The following is a 22,554-nucleotide window of genomic DNA, read 5'->3' on the forward strand; positions in this document are numbered from 1 at the left end:
AACGTTAGCGCCCAGCACCATATCCGCGGCGGCGAATTCCCTCGGGCCGCTCCGTGGAAAGGCCTGCGGAGAGCCCTTGACAAACAAGACCGCACACCGCGAAAGTTAACGGGAATTCTTGAAGTCATCACGGTACCCGGTGCTGCGCCGGACGTGTCCGTCCCCTGCGCTCGCGGCGCAGGTCCAGGATCCGAGGAGGTCCAGTGAGAACCCGATTCACCGAGGCATTCGGGGTCGAGCACCCCATCGTCCAGGGCGGGATGATGTGGGTCGGTCGCGCCGAGCTCGTCGCCGCCGTGGCCGAATCCGGCGCCCTGGGATTCCTGACCGCGCTCACCCAGCCGACGCCCGAGGACCTCGTGAAGGAGATCGCCCGGACCCGCGAGCTCACTGACAAGCCCTTCGGCGTCAATCTGACGATCCTGCCGTCGATCACCCCGCCGCCGTACACCGAGTACCGGCAGGCCATCATCGAGTCGGGCATCAAGATCGTCGAGACCGCCGGCTCCAACCCGGTCGACCATCTGCCCCACCTGAAGGACGCCGGCGTCAAGGTCGTCCACAAGTGCACGAGCGTGCGGCACGCGCTCAAGGCGGAACGGGTCGGCGTCGACGCCGTCAGCATCGACGGGTTCGAGTGCGCCGGCCATCCCGGCGAGGACGACGTGCCCGGCCTCGTCCTGATCCCCGCGGCCACCCGGCAACTGCAGATCCCGGTGATCGCCTCGGGCGGCATCGCCGACGCGCGCGGCCTCGTCGCCGCGCTCGCCCTGGGCGCGGACGGGATCAACATGGGGACCCGGTTCATGTGCACCGTCGAGTCGCCCGTCGCACACGCGGTCAAGGAACAGATCGTCGCCAACACCGAACGCGACACCAGGCTCATCTTCCGCACCCTCCACAACACCGCCCGCGTGGCGGCGAACTCGATCAGCGCGGAGGTCGTCGAGATCGAATCGCGCGGAGCCGAGTTCGGCGACATCGCGCACCTCGTCGCCGGGGAGCGTGGCCGGAAGGTGTTCGAGGACGGCGATCTCGAGGCGGGCATCTGGACGGCCGGGCAGAGCCAGGGCCTGATCGACGACATCCCGACCGTGGCCGAACTCGTCGACCGCATGGTGACCGAGGCGGAGTCGATCATCGAGGACCGGCTCCGCGGATTCGTCGGCCAGGGGGTCCGGGCATGAGTACGCCGACCGTCGAGGGGCTGCGGTCGGAACTCGCCGACGGCATCCTGCGTCTGACCATCGACCGGCCGAAGCGGATGAACGCCGTGGACCTGCCGACCATGCGGGCGCTCGGCGCCGCGCTGGATGAGGCCGGCGCCGATCCCCGGGTTCGCACCGTCGTCCTCACCGGCGAGGGGACCGCGTTCTGTACCGGAGCCGATATCGCTGCGGCGGCGACGAACCCGGCCGACCCGTCCGAGGTCATGGACGCCGCGAACGCGGTGATCCGATCCATCGCGACGGTTCCGGTGCCGGTGATCGCCGCCGTCAACGGCCCGGCCGCGGGGGTGGGTGTGTCGATGGCTGTCGCGGCGGACCTCACCTACGCCACGGAGAGCGCCTACTTCCTGCTGTCGTTCGTGAACATGGGGCTGATGCCCGACGGCGGCGCGAGCCTGCTCGTTCCTGCCGCGGTCGGACGTGCGCGGGCCGCGGAGATGGCGTTGCTCGGCGAGCGGGTCTCGGCCGCGGACGCCGACCGGTTCGGCCTCGTCGCGCGCACGCTGCCCGACGCGGAGTTCGCCGCGCACGTCGACGCCGTGGCGGCCCGGACGGCGACCACGCCGCGGCGCGCCGTCGCGCTGACCAAGCGGGCCCTCGCCGCCGCGACGCTCGGCCGGCTCGACGACGCGCTGGCACGGGAGAAGAGCGGCCAGACGGAGCTGCTCGCCTCGGCGGACTTCGCCGAGGCGGCCATGGCCATGCTCGAGAAGCGCCCACCCCGATTCTCCTGACGATCGCTCGCATACTTCCAGGCCCGGGTGCCCGGGCCGCCGAGGGGCGGGTCTGCGCCGAGGATCTCTGTTATACCCCTGGTCAGCAGTAACATTCATGCCGGAGAGCGGTCCCGTGCTGCGTGCACCCGCCCCTGCATCGACGGTCAGATCGGATGAGAATTTCGATTAACAAAGTGGTGGCCGAATGTGGCCGATGCCTGTAATGTGCCTCACATCGAGAACCGGGATCGCGTCCCGTCGGCACCCCCGTCACGCCCCGAGAGGAACCCTCATGGTCACCCCGTCAGCCCTCGCCGAGACCCAGCGCCTGCGCCGCAACAACTGGAACAACCACGTCGCTCGGCACGCTCTGATGATCCCGGACCGCACTGCGCTGCGGTTCCAGGGCCGGTCGATCACGTGGGCGGAGTTGCACGAGCGGGTCGAGCGGCTCGCCGACGCCCTCGCGCGGCGCGGCGTCGGTTTCGGCGACCGGGTCGTCGTCCTCATGCTGAACCGTCCCGAGTATCTCGAGACCGTGCTCGCCGCCAACGCCCTCGGTGCGATCGCCGTCCCGGTCAACTTCCGCCTCACCGCACCCGAGGTGGCATTCCTGCTGCGGGACAGCGGATCCAAGGCGATCGTCGTGGAAGCGCCGCTCGCTCCGCTGGCCGCCGCGGCCCGTGCGGAGAGCGAAGGCCTGGAACTGTCCGTCACCGTCGGCGGCATCCCCGAGGGCGACGGCCTCGCCTACGAGGATCTGATCGCCGAGGCGGGCGACCCCCACCCGGCGGTCGACGTCCCGGACGACACCCCGGCCCTGATCATGTATACCTCCGGCACCACGGGCCGGCCCAAGGGCGCGGTGCTCTCCCACAGCAACATGTCCGCGCAGGCGCTCACGTGCATCCGCGCGTTCCACCTGTTCGACGAGTCCGGCGTCGGGTTCTGCGCCTCCCCGATGTTCCACATCGCCGCGCTCGGCGCGATGGCGCCCAACCTGATGCTGGGCGTTACCACCGTGATCCATCCGGTCGGGGCGTTCGACCCGAACGACCTGCTCGACGTCCTCGAGGCCGAGCAGGTCACCAACCTGTTCCTCGTGCCGGTGCAGTGGCAGGCGGTGTGCGCCGCCCAGCAGGCGAATCCGCGGAAGCTGGCCCTGACCAACATTTCCTGGGGCGCGGCGCCGTCGTCCGACACCATCCTGCGCGCCATGGCCGAGACGTTCCCCGACGCGTCGAACGTCGCGGTGTTCGGCCAGACCGAGATGTCGCCCATCACCTGCGTGCTGGACGGCGCGGACGCGCTGCGCAAGCTCGGTTCCGTCGGCCGCGTCATCCCGACGATCCAGGCGCGCGTCGTCGACGACGAGATGAACGACGTGGCGCCCGGTCAGGTCGGCGAGATCGTCTACCGCGGGCCCACCATGATGAGCGAGTACTGGAACAACCCGGCTGCGACGGCGGATGCGTTCCACGGCGGCTGGTTCCACTCCGGCGACCTCGTGCGCGTCGACGCGGAGGGATTCGTCTACGTCGTCGACCGCAAGAAGGACATGATCATCTCCGGGGGTGAGAACATCTACTGCGCCGAGGTCGAGAACGTGCTGTTCTCGCATCCGAAGATCCTCGAGGCGGCCGTGATCGGGCGTCCGGACGCGAAGTGGGGCGAGGTGCCGGTCGCGGTGATCGCGTTGCGGCCCGGCCACGACGATCTCACGCTCGACGAGTTGCAGCCGTTCTTCGACGCGCAGCTCGCGCGCTACAAGCATCCGAAGGAGGTCGTGATCGTCGAGGCCCTGCCGCGCAACGCCAGCGGCAAGGTCGTCAAGCACCAGCTGCGCGGCGGCCTGTCGGCGGTTGTGCAGGGCTGAAGACCGCAGGGGCCGAAGAGGTTCCATCGGGGGACGGGGGACGCCGCGATGACGCGTACGGGAGTGTGGGAGTGACGTTCGAGCTGCCCAAGGCGAGGGGGCCGGTGCACGACCTGGCGATCCAGGTGGGTGCGCTGGTGGGGTTCTCGGTGGAGACCCTCGCCACGACCGTGCGCGTCGTCGTCGGCCGTCGCCTCTCGCTCCGCGAGACGATCACGCAGTCGCTGTTCATCGCCAAGGTGTGCAGCGGTCCGGCCCTGCTGCTGATGCTGCCCGTGGGGGTGCTCATCGCGGTCTCCGTCGGATCCCTGGCGGGCCAGCTCGGAGCCGGCGCCTACTCCGGCGCGATCGTCGCCTTCGTCGTGGTCGGACAGGCGGCCGCACTCGTGTGCGCCCTCATGCTGGCCGGCGTGGGCGGCTCCGCGATCTGCGCCGATCTCGGCGCACGCACCATCCGCGAGGAGATCGAGGCGATGGAGGTGATGGGGCTGAACGTCATCGAGCGCCTCGTCGTGCCGCGGCTGCTCGCCGCGGTCCTGGTGTCGGTGATGCTCTGCGCGCTCGTCACACTCGTCGGGGTGGGCGCCTGCTATCTGTACGAGATCTACCTCAACGATGCCTCCGGCGGCGGATTCCTCCGCACCCTGGGCGAATACGGCCGGTTGTCGGATTTCGCGACGGCGATGGTCAAGTCGGCGTTCTTCGGGATCACCTCCGCCCTCATCGCCGCGTTCAAGGGCCTGCACGCCAAGGGCGGTCCCAGCGGCGTGGCCGACGCCGTCAACGAGGCGGTCGTGCTGGCATTCGTCATGGTGTTCGTCGTCAACACCGTTCTGTCCCAGATGTACACCGTGATGGTGCCGGCCGTGGGGACGTACTGATGCTCTCCTGTTCGGCGGTGACACAGGCCCGGGCCGTCCATCGGTCGCTGACCGGGGTCGTGGGCGCGTTCGCCACGGTGGGCCGGCACGTGGTGTTCGCGGTCGAGGCGATCGCCGGTGTCCCCACGGCGCTGCGCCGCTACTTCAAGCACGTGATGTACCACGTGGGGGAGGTCAGCTTCGGCTACGCCTCCCTGCTCGCCGGGGGCGGCACCATCGGCATCGTGTTCGCGATGTCCGCCGTCGCCGCGATGATGGTCGGAGTCGAAACCCAGCGGGGTCTCGAACTGATCGGGATGACCTCGCTGTCGGGCATGCTCTCCGCTCTGGCCAACACCCGCGAACTGGCGCCGGTGGTCGCGTCCATCGCCCTGGCCGCGAAGGTGGGCACCGGCTTCACCGCGCAGCTCGGCGCCATGCGGATCTCCGACGAGATCGACGCCCTCGACGCCATGGCCGTGAAGTCGGTGCCCTTCCTGGCCAGCACCCGGCTCATCGCCACGGCCGTGTGCGTGGTCCCGATCTACATGGTGGGCCTGCTGTCCGCGTTCGTCGCGACGCGCCTCGTGGTCGTCACCTTCCAGGGCAACTCGGCCGGCACCTACGACTACTACTTCCACCTCGCGCTCTCCCCGGCCGACCTGTGGTACTCGCTGACCAAGGCCGTCGTGTTCGCGGTGATCGTCGGCATCGTGCACTGCTCGTACGGCTACCACGCCACGGGCGGCCCGGAGGGCGTCGGCCGGGCCGCCGGGCGCGCACTGCGCACCAGCATCCTGGCCATCGGCATCACCGACGTGGTCCTGACCTTCGCGTTGTGGGGTCTCGTGCCCACCGTGCCGGGGGTGGGGCTGGCGTGACGACCCAACGCGACCGGACGACTCCGTCCGGCACGGGCATCCCGCCGAACGGCCGGACCCGGTCCGCGGCGCCCCGCCGCAGTCGCCGGCTCGGACTGCGCACCGGCACGCTGGCCGTCGTCGGTGCGCTCGCCGTCGCGGTGCTCACCGTCACCGGCGGACTGCTCGTCGTCTCCGGATCCGGTGGGCTGTCGAGGGATCCGGAGATCACCGCCGTCGTCCCGGCCGGCGCCGGGGTGATCTTCGGTGCCGCGGGTGTGCAGTACCAGGGCGTGCACGTCGGCCGTCTCGCCCACCTGGACGCGGGTGTCACCGGCTCGCGTATCACGATGCAGCTCGACCCGGACGCGATCCGGAACATCCCGGCAGCCGTGCGGGTGCGGATCGTGCCGCGCACCCTGTTCGGTGACGTCTTCCTCGAACTGGTGCCGCCCGGCGACCCCGCCGCCGGGCCGCGCCTGCGCGACGGTGCGCAGGTCACCGCGGACACCTCGGCCGAGGCCGTGCAACTGGCCGGCCTGTACTACACCACCACGGAGCTGCTGCAGGAACTGCGCCCGGACCGGCTCGCGGTCGCGCTCGACGCGATGAGCCAGGCGCTCGCCGGCCGCGGTGAGACCCTCGGCCGGACCCTCGACCGCACCGCCGCGCTCACCGAGCAGCTCGGTCCCCGGATCGACGCAGGCCTGGCGGCGTCGCCGCAGCTGGCGGCGGTGACCGAGGCCATGGCCGCAGCGACGGACGACATGATCGGCACGATGCAGAACGCGGCCACGCTCTCCGAGATCGTCCTCGAGCGCCGGGACGGCATCGCGCGGCTGCTGCGCGGCGGCGCCGGCCTGGCCGCCGAGGGCTCCGCGCTGATGTCGGAGAACACCGACCGGATCATCTCGGTCGTCCGCACCGGCAGCCCGGTGCTCGGTACGTTCGCCGCGGACACCACCGGCCTCGACGACACCCTGCGCTACCTCACGACCTTCGGCGACGCCGGCGCGCGGGTCTTCGCCACCGGCCGGTTCGACATCACCGCGGTCGTGGATTTCTCCGATCCGATGCCGTATACCGCGGCGGACTGCCCGCGCTACCCCGGGCTCGACGGCGCGAACTGCGGTGACCCGGTCGACGGCCGGCCGGTCCTCTCGGCCGCCACCGAACGCGACACCCTCGGCTACCTGGAGCAGATCGCGGGCGGTGTGGATCCGTCCGACCCGAAGGCGACGGAGGTGGACCCGTCCACCGCGGCCTCGGTTCTGCTGGCACCCCTGGTCCGCGGCACGGAGGTGGCGGTCTCGTGAACACGCTGCTCCGGCCGGCGCTGCGCCTGGCGGCGTTCTGCACGGTGGGGGTCCTCGCCGCGGTCGTCGTCGGCAACACCCTCGACAGGACCGTCACCGGGCCCACCCGCGACTACGCCGCCGAGTTCACCGACATCGAGGGGCTGAGCCCCGGCAGCGACGTCACGCTCGCCGGCGTGCGCGTCGGGCGCGTCTCGGACGTGACGTTCGCCCCCCGGGACGACGGGACCTCGCGGGCAGTGGTGGATTTCGAGATCGACTCGGAATTCGAGCTCACCACCGATGTCACCGCCGACATCAACTACGGCGACATGATCGGCGTCCGGTACGTCGCGCTGACACTGCCGGAGCGCAGCACCGGCACGGTACTGCCGGAGGGCGCGACGATCCCGATCGAGCAGACCGCACCCGCCCTGGATCTCACCGCGCTCGTCAACGGATTCGAGCCGCTGTTCGAGTCGATCGATCCGGCGCAGATCAATGCGCTCGCCACCGCGGTGATCGAGGCGTTCCAGGGGCAGGGCGGCACCCTCGATTCCCTGCTGCTGCACATCGCCGCGGTCAGCAGCGACATCGCCGACCACGAGCAGGTCTTCGACAGTCTGGTCGGCAATCTCGAGACGCTCGTCGCCGTGGCGGACCGGCGCAGCGAGGACATCAGCCGGCTGCTCTCCGGGCTGGCCGTCGTCGGTGACGCACTCGCCGGGGACGGTGAGCAACTCGCCACGCTCGTCGACCGTGGCAGCACCGCGGTGCGTTCGACGGCGGTGCTCATGGCCGGCGCGATGGCGCCCCTCGACCGGTCCGTCACCGATCTGCGGGTGATGACCGACGCCTGGATCCCGCAGACGGAGAACTTCGAGCAGGCGGTGCGCCGGCTGCCGGAACTGGCCGACAGCCTCAACCGCATCAGCGACTACGGCGGCTGGCTGAACCTCTACATGTGCAACTTCACCATCAAGGCAGGCGATTTCGAAACCAACATCTTCGGTTCGACGTACTCGGAGGTGTGCCGATGAGGCGCGCGCAGCAGATTCGCGACGCGCTGCGGGCCGTGTTCGCGGGCCGCCGCGGCCGCGCCGGCAACCCGCTCGTCGTCGGGGCCGTGGGCATCGTCCTCGTCGCCCTGGTGATGACCGTCGCCCTGGCCGCGCCCCGGGCCACGTACCTGCTCCGGACGAACGGCTACACCGCGGAATTCGCCAACGCCGCCGGTCTGCAACCCAACGATCCGGTGTACGTGGCGGGTGTGCCCGCCGGACGGGTGGAGAGCCTCGAGCTCGCGGCGGACCGGGTGATCGTGACGTTCCGCGTCGACGGCGGCCAGCCGCTCGGCGACCGGACGACCGCCGAGGTGCGGCTCAGGACCATCCTCGGGAAGATCTACCTGGCGGTGACGCCCGCCGGTGCCGGAGAACTGCCCGGCGGGCGTATCCCCCTGGCGCGGACCTCCGTTCCGTACAGCCTCGACGACCTCGCGTCCGAGGCGCAGCACGTGGCCCGGGAACTCGACGTGCCCGCCCTCGAGGCGATGATGCACACCCTGGCCGAGGCCGTGCCGTCCGACCCGGGCCGGATCGCCGATGCGCTCGCCGGAGCCACCGCCGCGGCGGAGATGCTGTCCCGCAACGACGCCCGCATCCACTCCCTGCTGCAGGCGTCGAAGTCGCTCACGTCCATCGTGGCGGGCCAGAGCCGGGACGTCGAGCTGCTCGTGCAGAACGCCACGACCGTGGTGTCGATCCTCGAAGCCCGTAAGGAATCCCTCGTGCAACTCGTCGAGGATCTGCGGCTGCTCACCGAGCACACCGCGACGTTCCTGACCGACAACTCCGGCGAAATGGACGCGTTGCTGGGGAACATGCGGTCGGTGACCGACACGCTGAACCGCAACGCCGAGCAGATCGACGTGCTGATGACCCGGCTTCCGCCCGCCCTGCGCGCCGCGGCCGACGCCTCGGGCAACGGCAACTGGGTCGACGTCCACGCCCCGGCCGGGCCGATCCCGGACAACCTGCTGTGTGCCCTCGGAGTGATGGAGGGTTGCCGGTGACCACCGTCGGAACCACGCGGAAGACCCGGCTGCTGCGCGGTATCGGGATCGTCGTCGTCGCGGCGCTGTGTGCTGCCGCTGCCTGGTACGTGTTCGTCGGGACCGACCGCACCCGCACCGTGACCGCCGAGTTCGCGTCCGTCGGAGGCATCTACCCGGGGAGCAAGGTCGCGGTCCTCGGCCTGCCCGTCGGCACCGTCGAAGCCGTGGAACCGGCCGGAACGGTGGTCGAGGTGACGATGCGGATCCCCGACGACATCACGCTGCCGGCCGACGTGTCGGCGTTCGTGATGAACCCGTCGATCATCAGCGACCGGTTCGTGGAACTGAGCCCGGTGTACACCGCCGGACCGCGGTTCGAGGGCGACGATGTCATTCCGCCCGAACGCAGTCACGCGCCGATCAACTGGGACGAACTGCTCGAGAGCGTCGATACGATCGCCGCGGCGCTGGGACCGGAATCCGGGTCGCTCGGATCCACCCTCGACCTCGCCGCCGACGCCACCGCAGGTCTCGGGCCGGAGATCAACCGGGCGTTGCGCGCGCTCGGGGCGGCCGGCTCGGTGCTCGGTGCCCGGTCCGAGGACATCGGTGCCCTCGTCGACGACCTCGGCGTCGCGGTTGCCGCCGTCGACGCCCGGCAGGGCTCCCTGTCCGAGCTCGCCGGGGGGCTGTCCGAACTCGGCGCCGAGATGCAACGACAGAACCTCGACGTCGCCGGGCCGATCGGTCAGCTGACGACCATCCTCGATCGGCTCGACGTCCTGCTCGGCTCCCGCGGCGAGGACATCGCCGCCGTCGTCTCGAACGCCCAGGTCCTCACCGGGCAGTTCGCACAGCACGAGGTCGACTTCGCCGAGTTCATGGACGTGCTGCCGCTGGCGATGCAGAACATCGACAACACGATCGGCGCCGACACCACCGCGCGTATCCGCCTGAACATCTCCACCCAGGTCGGCCAGTTTCCCCGCGCGAGGGAACTCTGCGAGCGCGAGCGCCTTCCCCTGTGCACGGGCGCCGGCTTCACCAACCCGATCACCGTTCCCTTCGACCTGTCCGATCCGCTCCAGGACCTCGTGCCGGAGTCGCTCGACCGGGCGCTGAACGAGGGAGGCGTCCGGTGAGCCCTTGGGGAAGAATGGGATTCGTCGCTGCGCTGACCGCGGTGGCCGTCTCGGTGACCGGCTGCGGACTGGGTCTGCATCAGTTGCCGACGGGACGCAGCGGCGCCGGCGAGACCTACCGCGTGATCGCCGTGTTCGACGGAGCCGATCGGATCGATCCCGGCACCGAGGTGCGGGCAGGTCAGGCTGTGGTCGGCCGGGTCCACGGGATCTCGACGGACGGGCACCGGGCCTTCCTCGAACTGAGTATGAGTGAATGGGCCGCGCTTCCGTCGAACGTCGGTGCCTCCGTGCGGCTGCCGTCCGCGCTGGGCAACCCGTTCGTCCAGATCGATCTGCCGGAGCAGCCGTCGCCGGAGTTGCTCGCCGACGGCGACGTCATCGACCGGACGGAGATGGGGCCGGAACTCGAGGCCACGTTCGCGATGCTCGGACAGGTGATCAACGGCAGCGGTCTGGACCAGCTGCGCACGATCACCACCGAGCTGAACGCCGCCTTCGGCGGCCGGGGGCAGACCGTTCGGGAACTGCTCGAGCGGACGGACCGGACGATGGCGCTGGCCGCCGAGAACGGCGACGACATCTCGCGGGCGCTGCGGGCCACCGACGCGGTGGCCGCGCGGCTGGCGCAGCAGCAACAGCTGATCGACGACGGTCTGGCGAGCAGCGCGGAGGTCGTGGACCTGCTCGCCGCTCAGGAGCAGGACCTCCGGTCGCTGGTCTCGAGCACCTCGTCGGTGCTCACCTCGCTGGACACGGTGCTGGCGGACTCCGGCCGGATCGGCGGAGCGGTCGACGACCTGGACGAAATACTGTCCGGGATAAGGGACTTCAACAACACCGTGGGGTCTGCGCTGACCAACATGAACGCCTTCATGGACGGCTTCGCGCGGTCCGTGCACGGCGACTACCTGTTGTTCGACGGCGCCCTGGACGTGCCGGGAGCGATCGACATGCTGCTCACCGGCGGCGTTCCGGTGACGATGCTCGGCGAGTCGCCGCCGGTCACCGTCCCGGCGGGGCTGCCGGACCTGCTTCGGGGCGGTGTTCGATGAAACGCCCGGTGCTGGTGCAGGTTTCACTGTTCGTTGTGGTAGGCCTGCTGGCCACCGCCTTCGGCGTCCGTTACGTCCTGGGCCCGCAGAGCTTCGGTGGCGGCATCGAGGTGCGAGCGCACCTGGTCGACGCCCGCGGTATCGGCCCCGGAACGACGGTGACCTACCGCGGGGTCGCGGTAGGGGAGATCGAATCGGTGACGATCGACGACGGCGGTCGCGGCTCGACGGCGGTGCTCGTGCTGGATCCGGACACCCGCATCCCGGTGGGCAGCACCGGACGGATCGCAACCGCGACCGCGATCGGCATCCTCACCCTCGACATCGAACCGCAGACCGCCGACGGCCCCTACCTGACGGACGGCGACACCGTCGAGGTCCCGGCGGACGAGCAGGGACTGCGCCTCGATCAGCTGCTCGTGCGGATGAGCGCACTGGTCGAGAGCATCGATCCGCAGTCCGTCGCCACGCTCGGCGAGACGTGGGGCACCGCCCTCGCCGGGACCGGAGCGGACCTGCAGTCGATGATCGAGAACGCCGACGCCCTCTCCACGATGGCATCCGAACGGGCGCCGGCCCTGGCGGCACTCCTCGAACAGGGTGTCGATCTGGTGAACACGCTCGCCGAGGACGCCGGCACCTTCCCGGGTGCGATGCGCGCCGTCCGGGACGTCTCCGATCAGCTCGTGGGCAGCCGGGACGCGCTCGTGTACCTGCTGGACCGGTCGCCGGACACGCTGGCGAAGACGGAGGAGCTGTTCGCCGAGACCCGCGACGACTACGGGCTGCTGCTGACGAACCTGGTGACCGTGGGCGATGTGCTCGCCCCGCGGACCCCGGCGCTGGCGGCCGGCCTCGACTCGATCCCTGCGGCACTCGGCGATCTGACCTCGGTGGTCAAGGGCGACCGCGGCGACTTCTCGCTCGTCGCCACGCAGGGTCCGGTCTGCTACTACGACACACAGCGCCGTGCGGTCGGCGACGAAAGCCCCCGCACGCCGAACCTGTCGCTCTACTGCCCCCCGGGCGAAGACCTCGCCCAGCGCGGCGCCCGCGTCGCACCGCGGCCCGACGACCTCGGACTGCAACACCAGAGCACCCCGGGAAGGGTGACCGGGCCGGACATGGCGCAGGACCCGCTGCTCGTCCCGACCGGAGTCGAGGTGCTGCAGTACTGGCAGAAGCTGTTGGAAGGACTGGGTAACTGATGCCGACCACGGACCATACTGTCGACGACACCCCCGCGACCGCGCCGCCGGATCCGCCGGCCCCGCGCTCCCGGGTGCGGCGATGGCTGACGCCCGCACTGATCGTGCTGCTCGCCGCGGCCGCCGGCTTCTGCGGATTCCGGTGGTGGCAGGCCGAGCAGGCCGAGGGCCTGCGCGCCGACGCGCTGGACCGGGCGCGGGAGTACGCGATCGCCCTCGGCACCTACGACTACCAGCATTTCGACGATGCGCTGGCCGCGGTCACCGACGTCTCCACCGGGGAGTTCGCCGAGAAGTACCGCTCGGTCGCGGGGGACCTGCGCGGGCTCGTCGAGAACGGGCAGGGCGTGTCCGTCGCGACCGTGTCGCACGCCGCGGTCGAGACACTGGACGCGGATCGCGCGACGGTGCTCGTGTTCCTCGACCAGGACGTGAAGAACGTCGCGGTGCCGGACGGGCGGGTCGACGCGACGCGGTTCCTGATCACCCTCGCTCGGGTGGACGACCGGTGGCTGCTGCAGGGAGCGGATGCGAAATGACGGCGTGCGGGGCGGTGACATGCCGCGGGGCGGTGACATGCCGCGGGGCGGTGACATGCCGCGGGGCGGTGACATGCCGCGGGGCGGTGACATGGCGCGGGGCGGTGACATGGCGCGGCGCGGTGACATGGCGGACCTGACCGGACCCGGCGACGGTACGTCGGGACGGATCAGGAGGCTGACACAGGCCGCGCTCAACGCGGACGTGACGATCGCCCGGATCGAGGGCGTGGCCGACGGGATCGGCGTCTCGCTCGCGAACTTCGACCGGGTGCTGGGGCGGTTCGACGAGCAGCTCGGGGACTTCGCCGTGGCGGTGGACCGGCTCGGCGCGTCGATCGACCGGGTGGACCTCACTCTCCGGAAGATCGAACGGATCGTGGACACCGCCGATTGGCTGCTCACCCCGGTGTCGGCGACCCGCCGGCAGCTGACCCGGTTGCCGGCGGAGATACTGCCGGTCCTGCACGGACCGTGGCGCGACGTGTCGGGACTGGCCCGCACGGTGCTCCGAGGGCTGGGCCGTCCGGGCCCGGGCTGAGAAGTCCCGCCCGGGAGAGGAGTCTCCCGGGCGGGTGCCGTCTCGTCAGTACCGGGGCCGGGGGCCCAGGTCGTCGGACAGGTGCGGATGCTCGGAATCCGATCGCACCAGGTAGGCCTTGAAGGCCGCGGTGCCGCCCAGTGCGGCACCGAGCAGTAGCAGTAGCTGGACCACGTTCGCGTTCATTTCGGTTCTCCTCTCGACGTGTGGCCCGAGTTGCCGAGGGTCAGTCGGCCGTCGGGTGCTCCTGCTGGTCGTGTTCCGCGAACATGGCCTCGATGCGGGCCTTGATCTCCTCGGTGCTCATGGAGCGACGGGCCGCGGCGACAGCGGAGGTGTGCATCTGTGGTGTTGTTCCTGTCTGTGGTGTCGGAATGGACGGGGCTCGGTCGACCGGGACGATCAGTTCGTCCGGAGGAAGGACACGAGACCCGTGACGGTGGTGGTGGTGCCGATCGCCGTCAGGCCGGTGACCATGAGGGCCGCGGCGCTGACGGAGACGGCGGTGCCGAGTGCGTGCCCGAGGGCGGAGCGCCACCCCGACGTCGATGCGCCGGTGGTGGACGTGAGCACCAACGGGGTGCTCCGGGCGTCCTCGTCGTGTGCTGTGTGGCGGCGCGTTGCCGTGCCTGTCATATTCGGTTTATCCCCCTGCAAACAAATCGTGACTTGGTTCACAAAACCAATGCCGATGTGTTGTACCGCATCACAGCGACCGGCGCCACTCGAACGGATGTCCAACTCGTGCCGCGGCACCGCCGGACCGCCCCGAATTCGCATGTAGGAAGCGAATTCGCCGTCCGGGCGAATAGGGGGGTGTTCCGGCGTCTCTGGTTGAATGGCGATCCGACGCCCCGCACGGAAGGGCGCGGCGAAGAGGTCGAGGAGCGCTCATGCAGAACGGACAGTCCGCGGCTGATCCGGCGACGGTGTTCGCCGCACTGGCCGAGATCGTCTATGGCGGCGCCGAGCCCTCGGAGGCGTACGCGGCGATCTGCGTGGCCGCCACGATGCTGGTTCCCGGCTGCGACCATGCGAGCCTCATGCTGCGGGAAGGCAGGGCGTACGTCACCGTCGGCGCCTCCGACGCCGTCGCGCGGCACGTCGACGACCTCGAGCGCGCCACCGGCGAGGGGCCGTGCCTGGATGCGATCGAGGAGGAGGCCGCCCAGATCGAGCCGGACCTGAGCGTCTCCGAGCAGTGGCCGCACCTGGCTCCCGGCGTCGTGAAGCAGACGCCCGTGCGGGGGGCGATGGGATTCCGGTTGCGGGTCGACGACCGCAAGGTCGGGTCGCTGAACCTGTTCTCCGACACGCCTGGGGCCTTCGACCTCGCGGCCGCCGCGAACGGCACCGTCCTGGCCGCCTTCGCGGCCGTCTGCGTCGCCGCCGTCTCCCGCGGCGAGGACGTCGCCTCGCTCCGCAACGGCATCGAGAGCAATCGGGAGATCGGCAAGGCGATCGGGCTCCTCATGGCGCTGAACAAGATCTCCGACGACGAGGCTTTCGATCTCCTCCGCCGGACGTCGCAGCAGGTCAACGTCAAGGTTGCGGAGCTGGCCCGCACCGTCGTCGACCAGCATCGCCGCGAGATCAAGGGGAGTAGCTGAACCCCGGATCCCACCCCTTGCCATCGGGGTGTGATGCAGGTAACATCAGTAGTGCGAATCGAGCAGACGTCCGAGGACGACAGAGGCTCGTGAAGCAGAGATCCGGCCCGGAGGTTGCGAAAGCGATTCCCGGGCCGAACCCCTGTCCGGGGGTGGTCTCGTCCGAGCGGCGGGTCAGGCGAGCCGCTCGCGGCGCAGCTGCTCGACCTCCGGCAGGTCCAGCGGCGGCAGCGAGTCCACACCGAGCGCGCGGGTCAGCAGCAGGTCCGCCAGCTCGGGATTGCGGGCCAGCACCGGGCCGTGCATGTACGTGCCGACCACCGAGCCCTGGACGACCCCTTCGACGCCGTCGCCAACGCCGTTGCCGACGCCCCGGGTGACCCGGCCCAGTGCGCGGGCGGCGGGGCCGAGAGTCGTTCCGCCGCGGTGGTTCTCGAATCCGGTCAGCGGCAGGCGCAGGCCCTCGACGAGGGGAGTGGTGACCACCTCGCCGATGGCCCGGGTCTGCTGCGGAGCGGTGGTCACGTCGAGCAGGCCGACGCCGTCGACGCGCTCGCCCGCCGACGTCTGGTACCAGTTGCCGAGCACCTGGATCGCCGCGCAGATCGCCAGCACCGGCGCCCCGCGTTCGACCGCCCGTTGCAGGCCCGGATGGCGCTGCAGGTGCCGAGTGGCGAGGCGCTGCGCCGAGTCCTCGGCCCCGCCGAGGGTGTACAGGTCCAGGGACTCGGGCACCGGGTCCGTCAGGTTGATCGACACGACCTCGGCGTCCTGCCCGCGCATCCGCAGGCGCTGCCGCAGGACCAGCGCGTTGCCGCCGTCGCCGTAGGTGCCCATCACGTCGGGCAGCACGAGCCCGATCCGGACGGTGGACTCAGACATGCGCGGCTCCCTTCGCCAGGGCAGTGTTCAGATCCCGGAACGCGGTGTAGTTGGCCAGGACCTCGACCCGTCCCGGCGGGCACGACGCGATGGCCCGGATCGGATCTGCCACCAGCGTGTGCTCGACCCCGGCGTAGGTCAGCCGTACGGCCAGGTCGGTGCCGCGCTCGCCGGACGCCACGACGTGCACGCCCTCGAAGTGCTCGAACCGCACGTCCCACAGCCACGACAGGTCCTCCCCGTCCGGCACCTGCCCGTTGACCGCGATGACGAGACCGTCGACCGTCGGGTCGATCATCGACAGGGCCTCCTGCCACCCGGCCGGGTTCTTCGCGAGCAGCATGTGCACCGAATGCGGACCCACCTGCACGGTCTTGTACCGGCCGGCGACCTCCTCGACGACACCCGCGGCCGCGACGGCCGCGGCCGGATCGGCGCCGAGGGCGACCGCCGCGGCCACCGCCTGAGCGGCGTTACCGCGGTTGGCGCGCCCGGGCAGGGTCAGCGTCATCGGCAGCACCAGACCGTCCGGCCCGTAGAGATTCTCGTCGTCGACCCACCAATCCGGTTCGGGCCGTGCGAAATCCGAGCCCGTACTGTGCCAGCGCCCGTCTTCCCAGAGGATCGGCTCACCGGTGCGGGGGCAGCTGACCGAGTCGCCCGACCAGCCGGCCCCGGCCGCCACCCACACCACGTTCGGGTGGTCGTAGGCGACGGAGGTGACGAGCACGTCGTCGCAGTTGGCGACGACCACCGCGTCCGGGTGGCGTTCGAGGCCCGCACGCAGCTTGCGTTCGATCATGTTGATCTCGCCCACGCGGTCGAGCTGATCGCGGCTGAGGTTGAGCAGCACGATCGCTTCGGGGTCGAGGGCGTCCGCGACGTGCGGGGTGTGCAGCTCGTCGACCTCGATCGCGGCGAGCGGCGCCTCCTGGTGGGCGACCAGCGCGGCGACGATGCCGGCGTCCATGTTCGCCCCGTCGGCCTGCGTGGCGACGGCGTCCATCGTCTCCAGGGCCGCCGCCGTCATCCGGGTGGTGGTGGACTTGCCGTTGGTGCCGGTGACCAGGACGGTGCGACGGCCGCGGCCGAGCTGTTCCATCAGGCGCGGATCGATCTTCAGCGCGACGAGGCCGCCGATCATCGACCCCTTGCCGCGCCCCGCCTTCTGCGACGCCCACGAGGCGGCCTTCGCCGCGCGCAGCGCCAGCCGCCCGCGCCCGGTGATTCGAGTGCTTGTACCCACGTCGCGAGTTTTCCACAGCGGCGCCTCCACCGCCGCGGCGCGGCCGTGTCCACCGCCGCGGCGCGGCCGTGTCCACCGCCGCGGCGCGGCCGTGTCCACCGCCGCGGCGCGGCCGTGTCCGCACGGTCACACGCCGCTACGCTGCGGGAATCGCTCACAGCGACCGCGCCGCCGGATGCGCCGCCGCAGGTTGCGTGGTCCCCTGAGGCGGGGAGGTGGTCGCCGTGGCGGAGGCGGATACAACCGGCGGGAACACCGGGACGTACGTCGTGGTGGGCGACACCACCGTCGCGCGCCGGGTCTGCGCCTCGCTCGTCGACCTCGGCTGCGCGGTGCGGCACGCGCCCCGGCCCGACGACGAGGAGCTGCGGGCCCTCCTGGACCGGCCGCCGGTCGCCGGGATCGCGGTGCTCCTGCAGGACGACGTGGTCGCGCTGCGGTATGCGCTCGCCGCGGCGCACCTGCAGCCGGACGCACCGATGGTCGCGACGATCTTCGACCGCACGATCGGCGATCAGCTCGCACGGTTCCTGCCGCAGTGCGACGTGACGTCGCCGGCGGATCTCGCCGTGGCCTCCCTGGCCGGGCCGTGCGTGGCACCCGGCCTGCTGGCCGTGACCTCCACCCGCGAACCGCGCGGCATCCGCGTGGCCGGCGACGTGCTCGACGAGGTGCCCGTCGCGGTACCGCGACGGATGGTGTGGCAGCGGTGGGCCGGGCAGCTCACCGCGGTGCTGCGCACCCACGAGACCGGCACCCGCATCCTGCTGGCCGGGCTGCTCGGCCTGGCGGCGGTGCTGTTCGGCGACTGGGCCTGGCTGACCTTCGGGGAGGGCAAGGGGGCGATCGACGCGTTCCACGAGGCGGTCCGCGTGGTCACGACGGTGGGCCCGGCGGCCGATCCGCACGGCAACGAGGCGTACGCCGCGATCGCGTCGACCGCGATGCTGGCGACGATCGTGTTCACCGCCATGTTCACCGCCGGGGTGGTGGACCGGCTGCTGGGCCCCCGCCTGACCGCGCTGCTCGGCCCCCGGTCGCTGCCCCGCTCCGGGCACGTGATCGTGGTGGGCCTCGGGCAGGTGGGCCTGCGGCTGTGCCGGGAGCTGCGGGACCTCGGCATCCCGGTGGTGGGCGTCGAGCGGGACACCAATGCCCGCAACCTGCGGCTCGTGCGCGACCTGAACATCCCCGCTGTGGTCGGCGACGGCGGCGACCGGCGGCTGCTCGAACGCGTCGGGGTGCATCGCGCGGCGGCGCTCGCCGCGGTCGGCTCCGACGACCGGGACAACGTCGCGGTCTCGCTCGCCGTCCAGGGCGTCGCGCCGGGCCTGCGGCTGGTGTTGCGCGCGGGCGAGCGCGAGGTGCTCGCCGAGACGGGCTCGCTGCTGCCGCTGGGCGTGATCCGCGACGTGACCAGCCTGAGCGCGACGTACGTGCTCGCGCGCCTGCTGGGTCGCGAGCCGCTGGGGGTGGTCGCCGGTGCGGTGCACGTACACCTGCGCTTCCCGGACGGCCGGTTCGAGGAGCTGCCGATCGCGTCGCCGGGTGGATGCCGGCACACGTCGGCTGCAGGCGTGGGGACGAGCCTGCGGTAGCCGTCGGTGGTATGCCGGAGAGCACCGTCCCGACGTCAGCGACCGCCGAAGGCCTCGCCAACAGCGAAGGCGACGACGAGTAGAAGCGTGAGGGAGGCGATCACGACAAGGAGAATCGACCGCTCCCCCTTCCGGAAGATGGCCAGGCCTGCCGTGACCAGCGAGACGCCAGCGAGCCCGATGATGGCGATGCCTGCCGCAATGCTGAGAGCCCGCCACGAGTCGGGGATCAGGCGAAGTACGGACCAGTACAGGGGGTAGAGCAGCACGGGTAGCAGCAGCCACAACGCGCGCTTCCCCAGCTGGGTTCGCGGTAGGACGTACATCTTCGATTCCCCCTGCCTATACGGTCCTTTCGGTCCGGGAACCGGGACACAGAACGTCAACCGGCTGCGAACAGCCTGGAGTGCGCGAGGGGCGGTTTCAGCAAGTCCCCCGGCTGCAGGTCAGCCTTCGTGTCATGGAAGAGGGGGCCGAAGTCCTTGGCCTCGGACGGCATCGGTTCGTTCTCTGCTCCGGATGCTTCGTTCACCCCGACATGTTCGCTGATGCCGCGGCGCGTGTCCGTCGCCGCGGTCACGAGTTTCCTTACTGTGCGGGCCGACGGCCATGTGGTGTGGGACGGCTCCGGCTAGCTGCCGGATTCGCCGAAGCTGCCGTGCCGCCCGGCGCCGGCGGCGAACCGGGAGGCGCCGTCGAGCGTGTCGTGGGCGAGGGAGACCGTGCCGTGCCGGAACTCGTTGAGCAACGCCTGGTCCTCGTCGAGACCGTGCTGTTCGAGCAGGGAGAGACGATCCCGGCGCAGGCAGGTCTGGGGGAAGGCGGCGATCTCGGCGGCGAGCGTGCGGGCCGCGGCGAGCGCCTGCCCGGCGGGCACGAGCCGGTTGACCAGCCCGATGCGCAGCGCCTCGTCGGCTTCGACGGGACGGCCGGTCAGGACGAGATCCATCGCGCGGCTCTCGCCGATGAGCCGCGGCAACCGCACCGTGCCGCCGTCGATCAGCGGCACGCCCCAGCGGCGGCAGAACACGCCCAGCACCGCCCCCTCCTCGGCGACGCGCAGATCGGCCCACAGCGCCAGCTCGAGCCCGCCCGCGACGGCGTGGCCCGAAATCGCGGCGATGACGGGCTTGGACAGCCGCATCCGCGACACCCCCATCGGCCCGTCACCGTCCGGGGCGACCCGGTTTGCGCGTCCCTCACTGATCGCCTTCAGGTCGGCGCCGGAGCAGAAGGTGCCTCCCTCGCCGTGCAGGACGGCGACCGCCGCCTCGTCGTCGGCGTCGAAGGCGCGGAAGGCGTCGGCGAGCGCCTGCGCCGTCTCCCGGTCGACCGCGTTGCGGACCTCGGGACGGTTGATCCCGATGGTGGTGACGGGCCCGTCGCGGCGGACCCGAACCGGATCGGACGTCATCGTCGTGATCCCCCCGGGGGCGGCGTCAGGCCAGCGCCTTGGCCTTGAGGGCCTGGTATTCGGCCTCGGTGATGGTGCCCGCGTCGAGCAGGGCCTTGGCGTCGGCGATGTGCTCGGCGGGGGACTTGCCGGCGACCTCGCGGATGTAACTGTCCTGGGCCTGCTTGACCTGGGCGTACTCCCGCGCGGAGCGCTCGGCCATGCCCTTGCCGTTGACGATCAGATAGATCAGGGCGGTCAGGAACGGCAGGAAGATCAGGAAGACGATCCAGATCGCCTTGATCCAGCCGGACTGCTGGTGGTTGCGGAACAGGTCCCCGATGATGGAGAAGAGCACCATCAGGTACGCGATGAACGCGAAGCTGACGATGATGAACCAGATGATGTCCCAGAAATCCATGTGACGCTCCCTTTCGTGGGGCACGTGCGGAGACGGATCCGAACCGAGATTCGCCCGGCCGACAAACGGACACGCGGCGGCACTCCTGCGAAAGAGTACCGCCGCGTTCGTCCGAATTCGCGCCGTTTGCCGCGGTGTTCGCGGGACCGGAGGGCTCAGTGGGCCCGGTTCACCGCCGAGACCACCGCGCGCAGCGACGCCGTCGTGATGGACGGCGCGATTCCGACACCCCAGACCAGGGCCGAGACCCCGTCGGGCCGGGTCACGTCCGCCTCGACGTACGCGGCCGCGAGGGCGTCGTCACCGGCCGACATGGCGTGCTCGGCGTAGCCGCGGACCGCCACCTGGTAGCCCAGGGTCTCCAGGGCGTCGACGAAGGCGGCGAGCGGGCCGTTGCCGGACCCGGTGATCTCCTGTTCCTTGCCGTGATACTTCACGACCGCGGTGACGGTGTCGGTGCCGTCGTCGGTCTCGGCCGCGGCGACCTTCTGCCGGATCCGCTCGAGCGGGGTGATCGGGGTCAGGTACTCCTCGTGGAAGATGTCCCACATCTCCTTGGGGCTGACCTCGCCGCCCTCACCGTCGGTGACGCGCTGCACCGCCTGCGAGAACTCGATCTGCAGCCGCCGCGGCAGGTTCAGGCCGTGGTCGTGCTTCATGATGTACGCCACGCCGCCCTTGCCGGACTGCGAGTTCACCCGGATCACGGCCTCGTAGCTGCGGCCGACGTCCTTCGGGTCGATCGGCAGGTACGGAACCGCCCAGGTCAGGTCGTCGACGTCGGTGCCCGCCGCGTCGGCGTCGGCCTTCATCATGTCCATGCCCTTGTTGATGGCGTCCTGGTGGCTGCCCGAGAAGGCCGTGTACACCAGGTCGCCGCCGTAGGGGTGCCGCTCGGGCACGGGCAGCTGGTTGCAGTACTCGACGGTGCGGCGGATCTCGTCGATGTTGGAGAAGTCGATCTGCGGGTCCACGCCGCGGCTGAACATGTTCAGGCCGAGGGTGACCAGGCACACGTTGCCGGTGCGCTCGCCGTTGCCGAACAGGCAGCCCTCGATGCGGTCGGCGCCGGCCTGGTAGCCCAGTTCGGCCGCCGCGACGCCGGTGCCGCGGTCGTTGTGCGGGTGCAGCGACAGGATGATCGAGTCGCGCTTGGCCAGGTTGCGGTGCATCCACTCGATCGAGTCGGCGTACACGTTCGGCGTGGCCATCTCGACCGTCGCCGGCAGGTTGATGATCACGGGGTTCTCGGGGGTCGCGCCCAGGGTGTCGACGACCGCGTCGCACACCTCCTTGGCGTACGACAGTTCCGTGCCGGTGTACGACTCGGGGGAGTACTCCCACCGCCAATTCGTGTCGGGGTGGTTCTTCGCCTCCTCGAGTACCAGTTCGGCCGCGTCGGTGGCGATCTTCTTGACCGTGTCCTTGTCCGCCTTGAACACCACGCGGCGCTGCAGGATCGACGTCGAGTTGTAGAAGTGGACGATGGCCGTGTGGGCCCCGGCGCACGCCTCGAAGGTGCGCTTGATCAGCTCGGGGCGGGCCTGCGTCAGCACCTGGATGGTGACGTCGTCGGGAATCGCATTGTCCTCGATGATCTCTCGGACGAAGTCGAAATCGGTCTGGCTCGCCGACGGGAAGCCGACCTCGATCTCCTTGTAGCCCATGCGTACCAGCAGGTCGAACATGCGCCGCTTGCGGGCGGGGCTCATGGGGTCGATGAGCGCCTGGTTGCCGTCACGCAGGTCCACGGCGCACCAGGCGGGGGCCCGGTCGATGACCTTGTCCGGCCAGGTGCGGTCCGGCAGCGTGACCGGCTCGACCTCCTCGGCGAACGGCCGGTACCGGTAGGTCGGCATCGAGGAGTTCTTCTGCGTGTTCCACGCCGGCTGATCGGCGGGGGCGGGCTTGCTCGGCGGCGTGATAGTGCGCGAGCCGGAGGTGAATGCGTCGGCGGGTGACATGACGTAACTCCAAAAAAAGGGGACCGGTGAGTCCGGATGAGGATACGACCGGCGCGACCACAC

24 protein-coding genes are annotated in these 22,554 nt (G+C 70.6%); 15 read left to right on the top strand and 9 right to left on the bottom strand.

What is annotated here, in order from left to right; all coding sequences use genetic code 11:
- The first annotated feature begins 203 nt into the window (after positions 1-203).
- The 13 genes from HFP48_RS02615 to HFP48_RS31450 all read left to right on the top strand — a co-directional run bounded on the left by HFP48_RS02615 (position 204) and on the right by HFP48_RS31450 (position 13,377).
- Positions 204-1,187 (top strand): nitronate monooxygenase family protein, encoded by a 984-nt coding sequence (locus HFP48_RS02615; RefSeq protein WP_168578979.1) that lies wholly within the window; start codon positions 204-206, stop codon positions 1,185-1,187.
- Positions 1,184-1,963 carry an enoyl-CoA hydratase gene (locus HFP48_RS02620; protein WP_168578980.1) on the top strand — a complete coding sequence of 260 codons (780 nt, stop codon included), beginning with the start codon at positions 1,184-1,186 and terminating at the stop codon, positions 1,961-1,963. The genes HFP48_RS02615 and HFP48_RS02620 overlap by 4 nt, the downstream gene beginning before the upstream one ends.
- A 274-nt stretch (positions 1,964-2,237) precedes the next feature.
- Positions 2,238-3,821 carry a fatty-acid--CoA ligase FadD5 gene (gene fadD5 / locus HFP48_RS02625; RefSeq protein ID WP_006947483.1) on the top strand — a complete coding sequence of 528 codons (1,584 nt, stop codon included), beginning with the start codon at positions 2,238-2,240 and terminating at the stop codon, positions 3,819-3,821.
- A 71-nt stretch (positions 3,822-3,892) separates the two neighbouring features.
- Positions 3,893-4,702 carry an ABC transporter permease gene (locus tag HFP48_RS02630; RefSeq protein WP_029547144.1) on the top strand — a complete coding sequence of 270 codons (810 nt, stop codon included), beginning with the start codon at positions 3,893-3,895 and terminating at the stop codon, positions 4,700-4,702.
- A complete protein-coding gene (locus HFP48_RS02635; RefSeq protein WP_006947487.1) occupies positions 4,702-5,562 on the top strand; it encodes an ABC transporter permease in 861 nt (286 codons plus the stop codon). Before HFP48_RS02630 ends, HFP48_RS02635 begins: the two co-directional genes overlap by 1 nt.
- Complete coding sequence (locus tag HFP48_RS02640) at positions 5,559-6,857, top strand: MCE family protein (protein WP_246872506.1); 1,299 nt, start codon at positions 5,559-5,561, stop codon at positions 6,855-6,857. The genes HFP48_RS02635 and HFP48_RS02640 overlap by 4 nt, the downstream gene beginning before the upstream one ends.
- Positions 6,854-7,876, top strand: coding sequence for an MlaD family protein (locus tag HFP48_RS02645; RefSeq protein WP_050034474.1), 1,023 nt, complete (start codon positions 6,854-6,856; stop codon positions 7,874-7,876). The genes HFP48_RS02640 and HFP48_RS02645 overlap by 4 nt, the downstream gene beginning before the upstream one ends.
- The gene (locus HFP48_RS02650; protein WP_006947493.1) at positions 7,873-8,910 is read left to right on the top strand and encodes an MCE family protein; all 1,038 of its coding nucleotides are present in this window, start codon (positions 7,873-7,875) and stop codon (positions 8,908-8,910) included. The genes HFP48_RS02645 and HFP48_RS02650 overlap by 4 nt, the downstream gene beginning before the upstream one ends.
- Positions 8,907-10,034 carry an MCE family protein gene (locus HFP48_RS02655; RefSeq protein WP_246872507.1) on the top strand — a complete coding sequence of 376 codons (1,128 nt, stop codon included), beginning with the start codon at positions 8,907-8,909 and terminating at the stop codon, positions 10,032-10,034. Before HFP48_RS02650 ends, HFP48_RS02655 begins: the two co-directional genes overlap by 4 nt.
- On the top strand, positions 10,031-11,089 hold the full coding sequence (locus HFP48_RS02660; protein WP_246872508.1) for an MCE family protein: 1,059 nt from the start codon (positions 10,031-10,033) through the stop codon (positions 11,087-11,089). The genes HFP48_RS02655 and HFP48_RS02660 overlap by 4 nt, the downstream gene beginning before the upstream one ends.
- Positions 11,086-12,297, top strand: a complete 1,212-nt coding sequence (locus HFP48_RS02665; RefSeq protein WP_065923118.1) for an MlaD family protein — start codon at positions 11,086-11,088, stop codon at positions 12,295-12,297. The genes HFP48_RS02660 and HFP48_RS02665 overlap by 4 nt, the downstream gene beginning before the upstream one ends.
- A complete protein-coding gene (locus HFP48_RS02670) occupies positions 12,297-12,836 on the top strand; it encodes a hypothetical protein (RefSeq protein WP_006947497.1) in 540 nt (179 codons plus the stop codon). Before HFP48_RS02665 ends, HFP48_RS02670 begins: the two co-directional genes overlap by 1 nt.
- Positions 12,826-13,377, top strand: coding sequence for a hypothetical protein (locus HFP48_RS31450; RefSeq protein ID WP_246872509.1), 552 nt, complete (start codon positions 12,826-12,828; stop codon positions 13,375-13,377). Before HFP48_RS02670 ends, HFP48_RS31450 begins: the two co-directional genes overlap by 11 nt.
- Before the next feature lie 45 nt (positions 13,378-13,422).
- On the opposite strand, the gene HFP48_RS02680 is transcribed toward HFP48_RS31450, so the two are convergent.
- Both HFP48_RS02680 and HFP48_RS02685 read right to left on the bottom strand, forming a co-directional pair.
- Positions 13,423-13,563, bottom strand: coding sequence for a hypothetical protein (locus tag HFP48_RS02680; protein WP_006934528.1), 141 nt, complete (start codon positions 13,561-13,563; stop codon positions 13,423-13,425).
- 216 nt (positions 13,564-13,779) lie between these two features.
- On the bottom strand, positions 13,780-14,013 hold the full coding sequence (locus HFP48_RS02685; RefSeq protein ID WP_029547149.1) for a hypothetical protein: 234 nt from the start codon (positions 14,011-14,013) through the stop codon (positions 13,780-13,782).
- Between the two features lie 257 nt (positions 14,014-14,270).
- Here HFP48_RS02685 and HFP48_RS02690 point away from each other — a divergent pair, with 257 nt between their 5' ends.
- Positions 14,271-14,987 (top strand): GAF and ANTAR domain-containing protein, encoded by a 717-nt coding sequence (locus HFP48_RS02690; protein WP_050034479.1) that lies wholly within the window; start codon positions 14,271-14,273, stop codon positions 14,985-14,987.
- A 174-nt stretch (positions 14,988-15,161) separates the two neighbouring features.
- Here the strand turns inward: HFP48_RS02690 and HFP48_RS02695 are convergent, their stop codons facing one another.
- Both HFP48_RS02695 and HFP48_RS02700 read right to left on the bottom strand, forming a co-directional pair.
- Positions 15,162-15,869: an amidotransferase gene (locus HFP48_RS02695; protein ID WP_006934533.1), complete on the bottom strand. Its 708-nt coding sequence runs from the start codon at positions 15,867-15,869 to the stop codon at positions 15,162-15,164.
- Positions 15,862-17,115, bottom strand: coding sequence for a Mur ligase family protein (locus HFP48_RS02700; RefSeq protein ID WP_006934534.1), 1,254 nt, complete (start codon positions 17,113-17,115; stop codon positions 15,862-15,864). The genes HFP48_RS02695 and HFP48_RS02700 overlap by 8 nt, the downstream gene beginning before the upstream one ends.
- Before the next feature lie 224 nt (positions 17,116-17,339).
- On the opposite strand from HFP48_RS02700, the gene HFP48_RS02705 reads away from it, so the two are divergent.
- Positions 17,340-18,713 (top strand): NAD(P)-binding protein, encoded by a 1,374-nt coding sequence (locus HFP48_RS02705; RefSeq protein ID WP_006932597.1) that lies wholly within the window; start codon positions 17,340-17,342, stop codon positions 18,711-18,713.
- Between the two features lie 35 nt (positions 18,714-18,748).
- On the opposite strand, the gene HFP48_RS02710 is transcribed toward HFP48_RS02705, so the two are convergent.
- From HFP48_RS02710 to leuA, 5 genes are all read right to left on the bottom strand, one after another.
- Positions 18,749-19,039: a hypothetical protein gene (locus HFP48_RS02710; RefSeq protein ID WP_029547150.1), complete on the bottom strand. Its 291-nt coding sequence runs from the start codon at positions 19,037-19,039 to the stop codon at positions 18,749-18,751.
- 56 nt (positions 19,040-19,095) lie between these two features.
- Positions 19,096-19,293, bottom strand: coding sequence for a hypothetical protein (locus HFP48_RS02715; protein ID WP_029547151.1), 198 nt, complete (start codon positions 19,291-19,293; stop codon positions 19,096-19,098).
- Between the two features lie 51 nt (positions 19,294-19,344).
- Complete coding sequence (locus HFP48_RS02720; protein WP_006932599.1) at positions 19,345-20,127, bottom strand: crotonase/enoyl-CoA hydratase family protein; 783 nt, start codon at positions 20,125-20,127, stop codon at positions 19,345-19,347.
- Between the two features lie 25 nt (positions 20,128-20,152).
- Positions 20,153-20,527 (bottom strand): SHOCT domain-containing protein, encoded by a 375-nt coding sequence (locus HFP48_RS02725; protein ID WP_006932600.1) that lies wholly within the window; start codon positions 20,525-20,527, stop codon positions 20,153-20,155.
- Between the two features lie 155 nt (positions 20,528-20,682).
- Positions 20,683-22,491, bottom strand: coding sequence for a 2-isopropylmalate synthase (gene leuA, locus HFP48_RS02730; RefSeq protein WP_050034480.1), 1,809 nt, complete (start codon positions 22,489-22,491; stop codon positions 20,683-20,685).
- Between the last annotated feature and the right edge of the window lie 63 nt (positions 22,492-22,554).

This window comes from Rhodococcus sp. DMU1 (genome assembly GCF_012272955.1).
Classification (GTDB): Bacteria; Actinomycetota; Actinomycetes; order Mycobacteriales; family Mycobacteriaceae; genus Rhodococcus; species Rhodococcus aetherivorans.

What these genes read in the sequence shown, in the direction of transcription:
- HFP48_RS02620 (WP_168578980.1), top strand. Translation starts at nt 1,184, where the DNA reads ATGAGTACGCCGACCGTCGAGGGGCTGCGGTCGGAACTCGCCGACGGC.
- fadD5 (WP_006947483.1), top strand. Translation starts at nt 2,238, where the DNA reads ATGGTCACCCCGTCAGCCCTCGCCGAGACCCAGCGCCTGCGCCGCAAC.
- HFP48_RS02635 (WP_006947487.1), top strand. Translation starts at nt 4,702, where the DNA reads ATGCTCTCCTGTTCGGCGGTGACACAGGCCCGGGCCGTCCATCGGTCG.
- HFP48_RS02650 (WP_006947493.1), top strand. Translation starts at nt 7,873, where the DNA reads ATGAGGCGCGCGCAGCAGATTCGCGACGCGCTGCGGGCCGTGTTCGCG.
- HFP48_RS02665 (WP_065923118.1), top strand. Translation starts at nt 11,086, where the DNA reads ATGAAACGCCCGGTGCTGGTGCAGGTTTCACTGTTCGTTGTGGTAGGC.
- HFP48_RS02670 (WP_006947497.1), top strand. Translation starts at nt 12,297, where the DNA reads ATGCCGACCACGGACCATACTGTCGACGACACCCCCGCGACCGCGCCG.
- HFP48_RS31450 (WP_246872509.1), top strand. Translation starts at nt 12,826, where the DNA reads ATGCGAAATGACGGCGTGCGGGGCGGTGACATGCCGCGGGGCGGTGAC.
- HFP48_RS02680 (WP_006934528.1), bottom strand. Translation starts at nt 13,563, where the DNA reads ATGAACGCGAACGTGGTCCAGCTACTGCTACTGCTCGGTGCCGCACTG.
- HFP48_RS02685 (WP_029547149.1), bottom strand. Translation starts at nt 14,013, where the DNA reads ATGACAGGCACGGCAACGCGCCGCCACACAGCACACGACGAGGACGCC.
- HFP48_RS02690 (WP_050034479.1), top strand. Translation starts at nt 14,271, where the DNA reads ATGCAGAACGGACAGTCCGCGGCTGATCCGGCGACGGTGTTCGCCGCA.
- HFP48_RS02695 (WP_006934533.1), bottom strand. Translation starts at nt 15,869, where the DNA reads ATGTCTGAGTCCACCGTCCGGATCGGGCTCGTGCTGCCCGACGTGATG.
- HFP48_RS02710 (WP_029547150.1), bottom strand. Translation starts at nt 19,039, where the DNA reads ATGTACGTCCTACCGCGAACCCAGCTGGGGAAGCGCGCGTTGTGGCTG.
- HFP48_RS02720 (WP_006932599.1), bottom strand. Translation starts at nt 20,127, where the DNA reads ATGACGTCCGATCCGGTTCGGGTCCGCCGCGACGGGCCCGTCACCACC.
- HFP48_RS02725 (WP_006932600.1), bottom strand. Translation starts at nt 20,527, where the DNA reads ATGGATTTCTGGGACATCATCTGGTTCATCATCGTCAGCTTCGCGTTC.
- leuA (WP_050034480.1), bottom strand. Translation starts at nt 22,491, where the DNA reads ATGTCACCCGCCGACGCATTCACCTCCGGCTCGCGCACTATCACGCCG.